The organism is Streptococcus pneumoniae (assembly GCF_001457635.1).
Classification (GTDB): Bacteria; Bacillota; Bacilli; order Lactobacillales; family Streptococcaceae; genus Streptococcus; species Streptococcus pneumoniae.
The window spans coordinates 451,023-463,723 of record NZ_LN831051.1 but is presented as its reverse complement, the minus strand read 5'-3'; the positions used below and the strand labels follow the sequence as shown (position 1 = coordinate 463,723).

The following is a 12,701-nucleotide window of genomic DNA, read 5'->3' as shown; positions in this document are numbered from 1 at the left end:
TAACGTTACATTTTTAGTGGGAGGTAAGAAACATGGTTGGAGTAACCTATCAGGAAATTCATCTCTTTGTTGAATTTTTGAAAGAGCAGTACGGGCAAGGTCGTCCAGACTATATTGAAGCCCTGAACGACTTAGACGGTCTGGTGGAAGTCTCCTACAGAGAAGCTATTGAAAGATTTTTAGAAGATGAAGTACGATAAACAGGCTGAGATTGACGGACTGAAACGCACGATCGAGCAAAACGAAGAGAAGATAATCGAGTATTCGAAGCCGTGCGATGCACGCAAGAGACGGATTAGAGCGCTGGAGCGCGATTTGTTGAGGAAAAAGAATAAAGAATTAAGACGGAAAGCGGAGGAGTTGGAATATGATGGAAGAGTTAAAGCAAAAAGTTAATGAAGTATACAACTGGACGGTAGAAGACGGGAAGCCGCAACCTCCCAAGCAAGATTTACCACAAGCGGTGAAAGACCGGGCGGACTATTTTTGGGAAATGGCAGAAGATGGTATGACGTTTATGGGAGCGATGGAATGCATCTTCGCTGATGAAAAGCCTACAGACTATGATTTGGGAGCTACTAAGGGTTGGTTGCCAAAATCTAAGGAGTTTGATGATTGGGTTGGCTATTCGCCAAGCATGTCTCAGTTAGTTATTGCAGTTTATTTGATTTACAGAGGAAGCGAAGATGAAACTTAATGAATTGATTAAGAAATATAAAAAACTTGAGGGTGTATGGAATGCTGAAGGAGCAGAACTAGTTCGTCAAATTTTTCTGCAAGACTTGGAACAACTAGATAAACCGCAACCAGTCAAAGTTCCGCAGTGTGTGGCGGAATATATAGAATTTAAAAAGAAAAACAATTTTCATGTTTACGGTCTTGCTTGGCTTAACGGCTACGAGGTCGAAAAAGAGAAGCGGTATTTTGTTAAGATTAAAGGGAATATTAAAGAAAATATGTTGGTTTATGGAGAACTTTTGAAAAGGTATTTCTTTACAAAAAGCTTTAGTTTAGACGATGTTATATATTCCCACACTCGTAAAGAACTAGAAGCCGCAAACTTCGGCTGGGTGTTTGATTGCCCAGGTATTGAGATTGAGGAGGTGGAATAATGGGAGATATACGAATACTAGACGCTTGTTGTGGCAGTCGTATGTTTTGGTTTGATAAAAATGAGAGTCATACAACTTTCATGGACATCAGACAAGAAAAATTTGAAATACATGGAAAAAGGTAAACGTAAACCCTGACGTTGTCGGAGATTTTCGTGATATGCCATTCGATGGTGAAACATTTAATCTAGTAGTATTTGATCCGCCACATTTGAAATGGGCAGGTCAAAACTCAATTATGCGATCACAATATGGCCAGCTGGATAAAGTTACCTGGTCGGAAGATTTAGCCAAGGGTTTTGAAGAATGTATGAGAGTTCTAAAAGTTGGAGGTACTCTAGTTTTTAAATGGTCTGATTGTCAAATCAACGTTAAAGAAGTTCTTAAATCTGTACCTTTTAAACCATTGTTTGGACAACAAAGAGGTACTACGCATTGGATGACGTTTATGAAATTTGAGAAGGTCACAGAGAGAAAGGACGGCACGTTTGTAAAAGAGGAGGATTTGGCATGATACCGAAATTTAGAGTGTGGCATCATGAATTAGGTAGACTGATGTCAGTCAAATGTATGTTTTTTCAGGATAGCGAGATTGAAGAATTTGAGTTAAACGATGCTTTAATGAATGATTACATTACAGCTTATCCTGATGAAATCGAACTCATGCAATCAACAGGACTCAAAGACAAGAACGGCAAGGAGGTATTCATCGGTGACATCGTTAAATGTACAAGAGGATGTCTCCATGAAGTATATTTAGAAAAAGAATACGGTGGTACATTCATAGGTGGAATGCCTGCTGTATACCTAAAAGGACTTGGAGATGGATATGCGTGGACGGAATATGAGGAAATCATCGGCAACATCTACGAAAATCCAGAGCTTTTGGAGGATAAATAATGAACCCAGAAATAATTGACAATATAAACAAACCAAGCCACTACCAAGGTGCAAACGGTCTTGAGGCTATCGATGTTGTGCATAACTTCGTTGGGAGCCTTTCCGGAGCGTCTGCTTTCTTTTGGGGCAACGCAATCAAGTATATGTTACGGTTTCAAAAGAAAAATGGTCTGGAAGACCTGAAGAAAGCTAGAAAGAATCTTGACTGGCTGATTGAGGAGATGGAGCATGAGTGAATACGCATTGTATGAAGGCGACACCTTTATTACCATGGGGACGCTTGCGGAAATCAGCAAAGAAACAGGAATTGCTGAACGGTGCAAGTATTTCAGAGTTTGCCATCGAAGATATCTGTACGTTTTTTGGGATTGAGATCCAAGAAAGGAAATAAAAGTCAATGAACAAAAGAATTAAGAAGAAGATAGCTAAACGGCAGATACAAGAAAAGCAAGAAGAATTATACAAACAACTACGGAAATTAAGTTCTGAAGAAATTGAAGCTATAACTAAAATGATTAATCAGGCAGTTTCTAATATTCGCAAGGCTTTCTCTCAGATATTTGATAACTTGTTTACATTTTTGAAAAACTTGGAGGTGGAAATTGAAAAAATTGAGCGACGAAGAACTCAAAACGTTAGACAGAGAACTTTTCAAATTTCAAAACATTCAACGCACAATAGACTTAAGAAGGCTAGAATTAGAAACCAGAAACCCAGATGCTCAAAGTGGGCCAACTGTAGGAATAAGCAAACCTACCGAAACTATCGCAATCAGAATCGCAGATGATCCGACTTTAAAATTTCTTGAAGGATTTAAAGGGATTATTAACAAACTCTTAAGCAATCTAGTCGAGGAGGACAAAGAAATTTTCAATCTACGCTGGAGATACCCTCAACTGAGATGGGAAGAAATAGCAGAACAGAAATTCATGAGCAAAGCTACAATCTATCGACGTAGAAGGATTATCTTAGAACAGTACGCTATAATGAAAGGTGAGTTGTAAATAAGATTGAGACAAAAGACATCTTGAAGTCTCACAAAAAAAGGGCTATTATGATAGCATGAACTTCTGAAAACAAAAACACAAATCACATGTTGGAGTTATCCTATTTTTACAGAAAAGTTGTTTAACAGAGGAACATCATGAGTCAGCAACCAGCTGGCTTTTTGTTTTGTAGAAAGGAGGCAGTTATGGAATTTGTATCACCGATAAAAGACAATGATAATATTCAAGCTATGAAAGATTATCTCAGAGAATGGAATGAGATGTATTATATGCTATTCATCACAGGCCTGAATACTGGCTTACGAGTCGGAGATATACTTACCTTGAAAGTTAAAGATGTTCAAGGTTGGCACATCAAACTGAGAGAACGGAAGACTGGCAAGCAGATAACAAGACGGATGACAAAAGAACTCAAGAAAGAAATGAGGAGATATGTTGAAGGCAAACCATTTCATCATTTCTTATTCAAGAGTAGGCAAGGTCAGAATAAAGCGATCACTCGTGAGCGAGCCTATCAAATCATACATGAAGCAGCTGAAGAACTTGGCATTGATAATGTTGGCACACATACAATGCGCAAGACATTCGGCTATAAATATTACAACAAGACAAAGGACGTAGGAACATTACAGAAAATGTTCAATCACTCATCACCTGCAATCACCCTGAGATACATAGGGATAGAGCAAGCAGAGCTTGATGACGCACTACGGAACTTTGTCATTTAATTTTTTAGATATTACTTTCACATAATGAGTTAAGCATAAACTGAAAAAATGAAAGTCTTCAAAACCTATGATTAGTAAGGGTTTGAGATTTAGAGTGAGTTTAACAAAATATAAGATATGTGAAAGTGAGGGATAAAATTGGTATAGTTACAAGAGGTGAAAAATGGTAAAAGAATACCGTGATGATTTTCTTGGAGAAAAGGCCTTCGAGAAATTAAATAAAGATATTGATGCCAATCCTGAAGTTGGCTTTGAAATTGTTGGATATACTCAAACAGCATTTGTAAATGGAATGCATATACCGTTAACAGCCATACTAGTAAAATGGAATAATTTTTTTAAAGAATCAGAATGAGACAAAAGACATCTTGAAGTCTCACAAAAAAAGGTTTATTATGGTAGCATAGATTTCTTGTATGAGGAGGGGATAGGTCAAAGGCCTATCCCTTTTAGCATTGAGAAAGGAGGTTTGAGATGTATAACAAACCTATCAGACCATCCTTGAAATCTAAGAAGTGGGAGAAGTTCCGTGATAGGATAATGCGTAAGCATGATTATCTTTGCCAAGAAAGTTTGCGTTACGGAATTTCTGTTCAAGCAGAAATGGTACATCATATCTTTCCTGTGTCTGAATATCCTGAGCTTGAATTTGTTGAATGGAATTGCTTGCCATTGACGAATAAGAAACATAATACGTTTCATGATAGAGTGAACGATAGAGTAATCAACCAAGGATTGTATTGGCAGAAAAAAAGAATTTTTAAATTTTTTCAAAAATGAAAAATGAAAATTTTTAATCCCCCCCTCTTTTTGAAAAATCATTTTGGCCAGTAGGGTACTGGTGAAGGGAACTTTTTCCAAGTCGGGGGCCTTCAAACAAAAAGGGGGTAAAAACTAAGCGATTTTGACGAAAGGAGGTAGTTTTTGGCTAAACCAATTACAGCAAAGTCGATTAAGTCAAAAGTGGTCAAGCAGATGAAAGACTTGGGAACTTATCGTAAAGAGTTCGAAATGATCATTGACATTTTTGCAGGTATGTTATACCAGTATCAGAAACTTGCTCAAGATTATGCTGATATGGGTTATCCAGTAACAGACACCTACGTCAATAAGGCTGGTGCTGAAAATGAGCGCAAAGTTCCAATCTTGACAGCGATGGAAATTTTGAGGAAAGATATACTCAGCTACTCTAATCAGTTGATGATGAATCCTAAGTCGCTCGGTGAGGTAGTAGAACAAGAGGGTGAGTCAGTTCTTACTGAGGTACTGAAGTTCAAGAACGAAATCAAGAAGAAGCGAGTGACTGGCAATGGGTAATCTTGATAAAGCTAAAAAATACGCTCAACACGTCTTAACTCACCGAGAAGAACATTGCGAAGAAAACATCCTTGCTGCTGAACGTTTTTTCCGTGATTTAGAAAATCCAACCTTTGAGATGGATGAGGATATGGTGGATTTTGTTATTCACTTTATCGAGAACGTGATAGTTCATCAGCAGGGCGATGATATGTTTGCGGTATCTATCCGTAACAAGCCATTGCTTTTGCAACCGTGGCAACATTTCGTTGTAGTTAATCTGTTTGGTTTTTACTACAAGGGTACGAATGAGCGCAGGTTCAAAGAAGCGCTTATCATGCTTGCTCGGAAGAATGGGAAGACCTCGTTTACTGCTGCAATCGCACTTGCTTATCAGATATTAGATACAGATAGCGGTTCCAAATGCTATATCGTTGCTAACTCAGTCAAGCAAGCGATGGAAGCTTTTGGTTTTTTAAGATTCAACGTTGAACGCTGGAACGATAAGAACATTCGTATCAAGGATAATAACCAAGAACACTCTATCACCGCCAATTTTGGTGATGAAGGTTCTTTCTTTATCCAGGCTTTAGCGAATGATGAGAGCCGTCTGGACTCTTTGAACGGAAATGTTATCATCTTGGACGAAGCTCACACAATGAGGAACAGTAAGAAACATGGTCTTATGAAAAAAACAATGTCAGCATACAGAAACAGTATGCTTTTTGTTATCTCAACGGCTGGGGATATTCCTACCGGGTTCCTTGCTAACCGTCTGAAATACTGTCAAAAGGTGCTCAAGCAATTAGTCACTGATGATTCATTTTTCATCTTCATCTGCAAGGCTAATCAATCTGCTGATGGGGACGTGGTGAACTATCTGGACGAGAATATCCTCAAGATGGCTAATCCGTCATGGGGTGTCACGGTTTCGCTCAAGGCTCTCAAGGAAGAAGCAGAGCAGGCTATGAATGATCCTCAGACAAGAAATGAGTTTTTCAATAAGACCTTGAATATCTTCACTAACTCTATGAACGCTTATTTTAATCCTGATGAGTTTATTGCGTCGGATAGTTGCTACGATTGGAGTTTAGAAGAGCTGGCACGTTTGCCTATTCGTTGGTATGGTGGTGCGGACTTGTCAAGATTGCACGACTTAACAGCTGCTGCTCTCTATGGTGTCTATCATGACGGTGAGAAAGACGTTGATATCTGTATCACACATGCTTTCTTCCCTCGGATTAATGCTCAGAAAAAAGCTAATGATGACGGGATTCCACTCTTTGGGTGGCAGTCTGACGGTTGGTTGACGATGAGCAACACTCCGACCGTCCTCTATGATGATATCGTCAAATGGTTCATCAAGATGAGGGAGAAAGGGTTCAAGATTGCTGCTGTCGGAATGGATAGGAAGTTTGGCCGTGAGTTCTTGACGAAGATGAAACAAGCTCGGTTCAAGATGATTGACCAACCTCAGCTTTTTTATCTGAAATCAGAGGGATTCAGACGGATTGAGTTTAAAGTTAAGAATAAAGAATTTTACTATCTTCATTCTGATGCTTACGAATACTGTGTGAGCAATGTTAGAGCAATTGAAAAGGTGGACGATGCTGTGCAATATGAGAAATTAGATGGAGACGGTGGGACTGCAAGGATTGACTTGTTTGATGCCAGCGTCTTTGCTTGTATACAGGCTCTTGCTAATCTTGGCAAGGGTGGTGATGTGATGAGATTCTTTGATTAGGTGAATTATGAATGAAATAGTATTATCAGAACATGAAATTAACTTGCTGATCAACAAAGGGCGAGTTAAAGTAATTTTAAACGGGGAAGTAGTAACTATTCGTCAAAGACATATGAAAAATTTGATGGCTGAAACAGTAAAATGGGAAAAACAGGTAATTGATGTCAGTCAGAATATCGTAAGAAATAAACACTTTGATTCACTTTTTCAAAATACTTTTCGTTAGAAAGGAGGTGAGGAAACATGGGTATTTTTGAAAAGTTTTGGAAACGAAACAAGCCAAGTAAGTCAATCAACATGCTGAGTCATTCAGATTTAGGGTTGTCAAACCTGATGGACTCGTATGTACCTTTGGCCAGAAATCCAGATGTGGTGACAGCGGTTAATAAGATTGCTGATTTGGTCTCTAATATGACCATCCACTTGATGGAGAATACAGATAAAGGTGATATCAGAATCCGTGATGGGCTTGCTAGAAAGATTGATATCAATCCGTGTAAACACATGACAAGGAAGTCATGGATTTTCAAGATTGTGCGCGATTTGCTTTTATATGGCGATGGGAACTCTGTCCTACATGTGGAATATGAACCTGTTACGGATTATATTTCTAATCTAAGACCATTTCCGATGAGAGAGGTTTCATTCCAAACAGATAAGGATTCCTATGTAATCTCATTTAGGGGTGAAGAATATTCCCCTGATGAAGTAGTCCACTTCGTCATCAATCCAGATCCAGATATTCCATACATTGGTACTGGTTTTAGGGTGACGTTGACAGATGTGGTTCAAAGTTTGAACATGGCTACCAAGACTAAAAAAAGCTTTATGAACGGGAAGAATATTCCTAGTCTTATCGTTAAAGTAGACTCGTCTAGTGCTGAACTAGATTCGGAGCAAGGGCGTGAGCGTATCGCTGAGAAGTATTTGAGTACTAGCAGGGTTGGCGCTCCATGGATTGTTCCAGAGGCATTGCTGGACATTCAGCAGGTAAAACCGCTTAGTCTAACGGACATCGCTTTAAACGAGTCTGTGGAATTGGATAAAAGAACAGTTGCAGGTCTATTAGGAGTACCTGCTTTTATTTTGGGTGTAGGAGAGTTCAACAAGACAGAGTATAACAACTTTGTAAATACGACTGTCATGAGTATTGCTACCACTATTACTCAAACACTAACCAGGGACTTACTTTTGTCTAGCAATCGTTACTTCAAGCTAAATCCTCGTTCACTCTTCTCTTACAACATTACGGAGTTGTCTGCTGTTGCTCAACAAATGGCAAACAGTGCTGCAATGCGTCGTAATGAGTGGAGGGATTGGCTAGGGATGGCTCCTGATCCTGAGATGGAAGAGTTGATTGTTCTTGAAAACTTTCTCCCTCAGGAGAAACTAGGAGATCAAAATAAACTGAAGGGAGGTGAGGAAGAGAATGCAAAAGCGAAATAGCTATCGTGCCACTCAATTTCAAACGAGAGAAGAAGAATCTGGTGATTTGATTTTGAGTGGCTACTTTATCAAGTTTGACGAGGAGACGGAATTGTGGCCAGGCTACTGTGAAGTTATCAAGCGTGCTGGTGTTGAGAAAGCTGTCACAGACGCTGATATCAGAGCTTTATTTAACCATGATGATAGCCTTGTTCTCGGTCGAACAGGTAACGGAACTCTGACACTGGGTGTTGATGATGTTGGTCTTTTTGGAGATATCATCATTAACAAGGATGATCCTCAAGCTGTTGGGGCCTATGCCCGTGTCAAGCGTGGAGATGTTATAGGGTGTAGCTTTGGCTTTATCCCGGTAAAAATCGAAACGGAAGAACGTGAAGATGGTTCATATTTGGACACTGTCTTAGAGCTAGAAATCTTTGAAGTGAGTCCATGTACTTTCCCAGCCTATCCACAAACGGAAATTGCTGCACGACAAAAAGACTTCGAAAGTCAGAAGCGTGCTAATCGTGAAGCGCTAGACAAGCGCAAGAAAGAAATTAAGGAGAAATTTAATCTATGAACAAATTATTGATTTTGGGCGCTCGTATGCGCAACAAAGCAGACAAAGTTGTAGAGCTTGAAGAATCAATCAAAGAATTGAACAAGCGTTCTGAACTTGAAGCTAAGAAATTGGAACAAGCTGGAACTGACGAAGAAGTTTCAGCAGTTGAAAAGAACCTTGAAGACATCCAAAAAGAATCGGATGAAAAGGAAGCAGAAAAAGAACAACTTGAAAAAGAAATCGAAGATTTGAAAAATCAAGTTGAAGAACTAAATCGTAAAGCACCGACTTACCCAAGTCAAGAAAAACGTGGAGGACAGAAATTGGAACAACGTGACGCAATCGCTAAATACATTCGTACTGGTCAAACTCGTGACATTGTAGGCTTGAAAACTACTGATTCAGGAAGCGCAGCTTTAATCCCTACTGAAGTTTTGAAACCTCATTTTGTTAATAAAACACGTAATCCACTTTTGGATCTTGTGGAACGTGTGAAAGTTAATAGTGGATCTGGTAAATATCCAGTTATCAAGAAAACGGATGGTGTAATGGTTTCAATAGATGAATTGAAATCAAATCCAGAACTCGGAAAACCAGCAATCAGCGAGATTGATTATTCAATCAAGACTTACCGTGGATATGTCCCTGTGTCACAAGAAATGATTGACGACGCAGACTATGACATCATGTCCATTGTTGAAGACGAAGTGTTCAATCAAGGTGACAACACTGAATTGTCATTAGTTACAGCTGTCCTCAAAACAGCTACCCAAGCAGATGCGGCTGGATTTGATGGTATTAAAGATATCTACAACAAGAAGCTTAAATCAATTTATAAAGCAAGCATCGTTGTAACTAAGTCAATGTTTGCTGCGCTTGACAAAGTGAAGGACAAAGATGGGCGCTACATGCTTCAAACTGATGTGGCTTCACCTACTGGCTATTCATTTGGTGGGAAAACAATCTACAAAGTAGATGACACAGTGTTTGGAAACGAAGGAGATATGAAATTCTTCATCGGAGATGTTACTGAGTTCGTCAAAGAGTTTGACCGTTCTCAAGTATCCGTTAAATGGGTGAACAATGACATTTACGGACAATTGCTTGGGCTTTTTATCCGTTTGGATATTAAGAAAGCAGATGAAGAAGCTGGATTCTTCGGAACATATACTGATGTTGTAGCTTAAGGAGGTAGCGTATGAGCTATAAAGTAATCCGTCCTTTCAAGGACTTGGCTGATCCTGAAAATCATGACTACGCTGTTGGCGATATCTTTCCTCGTGAGGGATATGAGCCAACAGATAGCTTTACCAATGGCCTTTTGACTGGCGCTAACACTGCTGGCTCTATCTTCCTTGAGGTTTTGGGAGATGATGAACCTAAGAAACCAGCGCCTGAAACAAAAGAAGTGAAGGAAGAGCCCGCAGTTGAGCAGGAAGAAACAGTTGAGGAAACTGCTGAAGAGTCTGCTGAGGAAGTTGAGGAATAGACATGGACCAAGGTCAGCTTTTAGAGTTGCTGAAGCTTAAGTTGGGTATTTCAACCGACTTGAGAGACAAGCCGTTAAAAAAAATCATTTCAAGTGTCATCACTGAATTGACCGATAATCTCGGTATCGAGCTTGTTGGTGAGCGTGCTGACCATGAAATGTTTATCGTTGACTATGCCGCTTATCGTTATGAGGGTGGGGTGGATATGCCACGTCACCTTCAGTGGCGACTGCATAATTTACAGATAGCATCAAAGAAAGAGGTCAAGAATGTGGAATCATGAAATCACACTGATCTCCAAGAAAGTAACAGGTAAGGATAAGTTACTACAACCAATCTCTGAAGATGTTGAAGTTACTCTCTTATGTCGCAAAAAGAGGGTCACTCGCTCTGAATTTTATCAGGCGAATCAGGTAGGGCTTAAACCGAGCTTGGTCGTTGAGATTCGAAATTTTGAGTATGAGAATCAAGAGCTTGCGAAGTTCGAAGGCAAGCAATATCATATCTTGAAAACCTATCCTATTGATTCTGAAATTTTAGAGTTGACTTTGTCAGAGGTGTTGAAATGAGTAATGACCTTGCTGATTTGATAGCGAAAGAGCTTGCAGCTTACTCTGATGAGGTTACTGAAGAAGTGGATAAGATTGCAGAGCAAGTGACTGATGAGACTGTGGATGAGTTGAAAGAGACAAGTCCGAAACGGTACGGAAAGTATCGTAGAAGTTGGAAAAAGAAGAAGTTGGCCAATGGCTCTTTTGTTGTGTTCAACGCAGTTGCAAGTCTTACTCACATACTTGAAAACGGGCACCTTTCAAGAAATGGTGGTCGTGTCGCTGGTATCGTCCACATCAAGCCAGCTGAAGAAAAAGCAATTCAGAACTTTGAGAAGCGAATCAAGGAGATTGGGAAATGAAGCTATCAGACTTTGCTGCTATTTTGGAACAGGCAAACTTGCCTGTCACTTATCGAGCGTTTAAAATTGGAAACGCTCCTGACCTACCTTACCTGGTCTATTATGAATCAAGTCCAGTCATCAATTCAGCTGACAACACGGTTAATCATCAGATTAAGAGCGTGACAGTTGAGCTGGCTTTTGAGAGTAAGGATGAAGATTTGGAAGAACGTCTGGAAGAGCTGTGGGCAAACCACAAGCTCTTTTTTGAAGTTCAAGAAGAAACATTTATCGAGACTGAAAGACTCTATGTCAAGTCTTACACAGTCTATCTATACTAAGGAGGAATGACATGACTCAAGAAAATAAAGTAACCTTTGGCCTAGAAAATGTACATATCGCACCTATCAAGACACTTGCAGCAGATGGAGTTATCACTTACGGCGATGTTTTTCGTTTTCCTGGAGCAATAGAGCTGATACTTGATACTAAAGGGGAAACAACCCCTATCAAAGCAGACAACAAGGATTACCATTTCATGAATTCAAACGAAGGATATGAGGGTAAACTTAAAATCCCACACATCATTGATGAATTTGCGACAAAAATTCTTGGTGAAATCAAGGACCCTCAAACTGGTGTTATGACTGAAAAAGCAGATGCGAGCTTGACAGAGTTCGCAATGATGTTCCAGTTTGAAGGCGACAAAAACAAGACTCGCTATGTGATGTACTACTGTTTTGCCAGTCGCCCATCTCTTGGCTCAAAAACTAAGAACGGGACATCAACCAACGAACGTGAACTTAGTTTCAAAGCTAGCCCGCGTCCATTGGATACAGTTGTCAAGCGTTCTATCACATCAGCTGATGACAAGGATGCGTATGACAACTGGTTCAAGAAAGTGTATGAACCTACTGCAGTTGCAGCTTAAGGAGAAGATCTATGCGTAAAATCGTTTTGGTTGGTGATCAGGAGTATGAGTTGGGGACCAACGGCTATACTCCTATTGCTTACAAGCAACAATTTGGAAAAGATTATTTTCAAGATTTGTTCTCGATGTTGAAAAATCAATCATTCATGAATGAATTGAACAAGTTGGAAACCGACAAGGAATTGACAGCGACTAATATTGATATTTCGATGTTGTCAGATTTTGACATGACCTTTTTCAACCGTCTTTTTTGGACCTTTGCTAAATCTGCAAATCCTCACATCAAGCCTTATGAACAATTCTTCATGGAAATGGAAATCTTCCCGATTCAGGAAGTTGGACCTGTGCTGATGGAAATGCTAAATGCGAGCATGACGACAAAAAAGCACCAGATGAGTCAGAATCAGCTAGCGAAGAAATCTTCACAGTAGAATCCTATCTATCTTGCTGTAAAGAAACTGGTCTTTCTATTGATGATCTAAAGCACATTTCAATCGGAATGGCTCTGGATTATCAGACGGATTATGTGAATCTACGGAGCGAGGATAAGGGTGGCGAACGGAAAGCCACGCAAGCTGATTTTGACAGTTTTTAAAGAAAAATGAGTGCTGAGA

General features: G+C 39.6%; 24 protein-coding genes and 1 pseudogene. All 25 read left to right on the top strand.

What is annotated here, in order from left to right:
* The first annotated feature begins 32 nt into the window (after positions 1–32).
* Entirely contained in the window at positions 33–200 is a 168-nt protein-coding gene (locus AT689_RS11405; RefSeq protein WP_000233203.1) for a hypothetical protein, read from the top strand.
* A complete protein-coding gene (locus tag AT689_RS12800; RefSeq protein WP_000872730.1) occupies positions 187–396 on the top strand; it encodes a hypothetical protein in 210 nt (69 codons plus the stop codon). Before AT689_RS11405 ends, AT689_RS12800 begins: the two co-directional genes overlap by 14 nt.
* Complete coding sequence (locus AT689_RS02435; protein ID WP_000969678.1) at positions 368–697, top strand: hypothetical protein; 330 nt, start codon at positions 368–370, stop codon at positions 695–697. The genes AT689_RS12800 and AT689_RS02435 overlap by 29 nt, the downstream gene beginning before the upstream one ends.
* Positions 687–1,112: a DUF1642 domain-containing protein gene (locus tag AT689_RS02430; protein WP_000772905.1), complete on the top strand. Its 426-nt coding sequence runs from the start codon at positions 687–689 to the stop codon at positions 1,110–1,112. The genes AT689_RS02435 and AT689_RS02430 overlap by 11 nt, the downstream gene beginning before the upstream one ends.
* Positions 1,112–1,626 (top strand): annotated as a pseudogene (locus AT689_RS02425) (class I SAM-dependent methyltransferase). Before AT689_RS02430 ends, AT689_RS02425 begins: the two are co-directional and overlap by 1 nt.
* Positions 1,623–2,012: a YopX family protein gene (locus AT689_RS02420; protein ID WP_000612387.1), complete on the top strand. Its 390-nt coding sequence runs from the start codon at positions 1,623–1,625 to the stop codon at positions 2,010–2,012. Before AT689_RS02425 ends, AT689_RS02420 begins: the two are co-directional and overlap by 4 nt.
* Entirely contained in the window at positions 2,012–2,248 is a 237-nt protein-coding gene (locus AT689_RS02415; protein WP_001067627.1) for a DUF3310 domain-containing protein, read from the top strand. The genes AT689_RS02420 and AT689_RS02415 overlap by 1 nt, the downstream gene beginning before the upstream one ends.
* Positions 2,245–2,403 carry a hypothetical protein gene (locus AT689_RS12795; RefSeq protein ID WP_153231720.1) on the top strand — a complete coding sequence of 53 codons (159 nt, stop codon included), beginning with the start codon at positions 2,245–2,247 and terminating at the stop codon, positions 2,401–2,403. The genes AT689_RS02415 and AT689_RS12795 overlap by 4 nt, the downstream gene beginning before the upstream one ends.
* A 211-nt stretch (positions 2,404–2,614) precedes the next feature.
* On the top strand, positions 2,615–3,016 hold the full coding sequence (locus tag AT689_RS02410; RefSeq protein WP_000736391.1) for a transcriptional activator: 402 nt from the start codon (positions 2,615–2,617) through the stop codon (positions 3,014–3,016).
* 188 nt (positions 3,017–3,204) lie between these two features.
* A complete protein-coding gene (locus AT689_RS02405; protein ID WP_000397552.1) occupies positions 3,205–3,747 on the top strand; it encodes a site-specific integrase in 543 nt (180 codons plus the stop codon).
* A 163-nt stretch (positions 3,748–3,910) separates the two neighbouring features.
* Entirely contained in the window at positions 3,911–4,102 is a 192-nt protein-coding gene (locus AT689_RS02400; RefSeq protein WP_000238198.1) for a hypothetical protein, read from the top strand.
* 119 nt (positions 4,103–4,221) lie between these two features.
* Entirely contained in the window at positions 4,222–4,527 is a 306-nt protein-coding gene (locus AT689_RS02395) for an endonuclease (protein ID WP_025173811.1), read from the top strand.
* Positions 4,528–4,671: 144 nt separating this feature from the next.
* On the top strand, positions 4,672–5,064 hold the full coding sequence (locus AT689_RS02390) for a P27 family phage terminase small subunit (protein ID WP_001118282.1): 393 nt from the start codon (positions 4,672–4,674) through the stop codon (positions 5,062–5,064).
* A complete protein-coding gene (locus AT689_RS02385; protein ID WP_000527303.1) occupies positions 5,057–6,787 on the top strand; it encodes a terminase large subunit in 1,731 nt (576 codons plus the stop codon). Before AT689_RS02390 ends, AT689_RS02385 begins: the two co-directional genes overlap by 8 nt.
* A 7-nt stretch (positions 6,788–6,794) precedes the next feature.
* A complete protein-coding gene (locus AT689_RS02380; RefSeq protein WP_001002923.1) occupies positions 6,795–7,013 on the top strand; it encodes a hypothetical protein in 219 nt (72 codons plus the stop codon).
* Positions 7,014–7,030: 17 nt separating this feature from the next.
* A complete protein-coding gene (locus tag AT689_RS02375) occupies positions 7,031–8,233 on the top strand; it encodes a phage portal protein (protein WP_000510807.1) in 1,203 nt (400 codons plus the stop codon).
* Positions 8,217–8,792 (top strand): HK97 family phage prohead protease, encoded by a 576-nt coding sequence (locus AT689_RS02370; protein ID WP_001172113.1) that lies wholly within the window; start codon positions 8,217–8,219, stop codon positions 8,790–8,792. Before AT689_RS02375 ends, AT689_RS02370 begins: the two co-directional genes overlap by 17 nt.
* Complete coding sequence (locus tag AT689_RS02365) at positions 8,789–9,961, top strand: phage major capsid protein (protein ID WP_001037661.1); 1,173 nt, start codon at positions 8,789–8,791, stop codon at positions 9,959–9,961. Before AT689_RS02370 ends, AT689_RS02365 begins: the two co-directional genes overlap by 4 nt.
* An 11-nt stretch (positions 9,962–9,972) precedes the next feature.
* The gene (locus AT689_RS02360; protein WP_000120767.1) at positions 9,973–10,263 is read left to right on the top strand and encodes a hypothetical protein; all 291 of its coding nucleotides are present in this window, start codon (positions 9,973–9,975) and stop codon (positions 10,261–10,263) included.
* Positions 10,264–10,265: 2 nt separating this feature from the next.
* Positions 10,266–10,547 (top strand): phage head-tail connector protein, encoded by a 282-nt coding sequence (locus AT689_RS02355; RefSeq protein WP_000371962.1) that lies wholly within the window; start codon positions 10,266–10,268, stop codon positions 10,545–10,547.
* A complete protein-coding gene (locus AT689_RS02350) occupies positions 10,534–10,833 on the top strand; it encodes a phage head closure protein (RefSeq protein ID WP_000267061.1) in 300 nt (99 codons plus the stop codon). Before AT689_RS02355 ends, AT689_RS02350 begins: the two co-directional genes overlap by 14 nt.
* Positions 10,830–11,177 carry an HK97 gp10 family phage protein gene (locus AT689_RS02345; RefSeq protein WP_000063886.1) on the top strand — a complete coding sequence of 116 codons (348 nt, stop codon included), beginning with the start codon at positions 10,830–10,832 and terminating at the stop codon, positions 11,175–11,177. Before AT689_RS02350 ends, AT689_RS02345 begins: the two co-directional genes overlap by 4 nt.
* On the top strand, positions 11,174–11,497 hold the full coding sequence (locus AT689_RS02340) for a hypothetical protein (protein ID WP_000777003.1): 324 nt from the start codon (positions 11,174–11,176) through the stop codon (positions 11,495–11,497). Before AT689_RS02345 ends, AT689_RS02340 begins: the two co-directional genes overlap by 4 nt.
* A gap of 11 nt (positions 11,498–11,508) precedes the next feature.
* A complete protein-coding gene (locus AT689_RS02335) occupies positions 11,509–12,087 on the top strand; it encodes a major tail protein (protein ID WP_000191278.1) in 579 nt (192 codons plus the stop codon).
* An 11-nt stretch (positions 12,088–12,098) separates the two neighbouring features.
* Positions 12,099–12,518: a hypothetical protein gene (locus AT689_RS02330; protein WP_001227145.1), complete on the top strand. Its 420-nt coding sequence runs from the start codon at positions 12,099–12,101 to the stop codon at positions 12,516–12,518.
* The last annotated feature ends 183 nt before the right edge of the window (positions 12,519–12,701 follow it).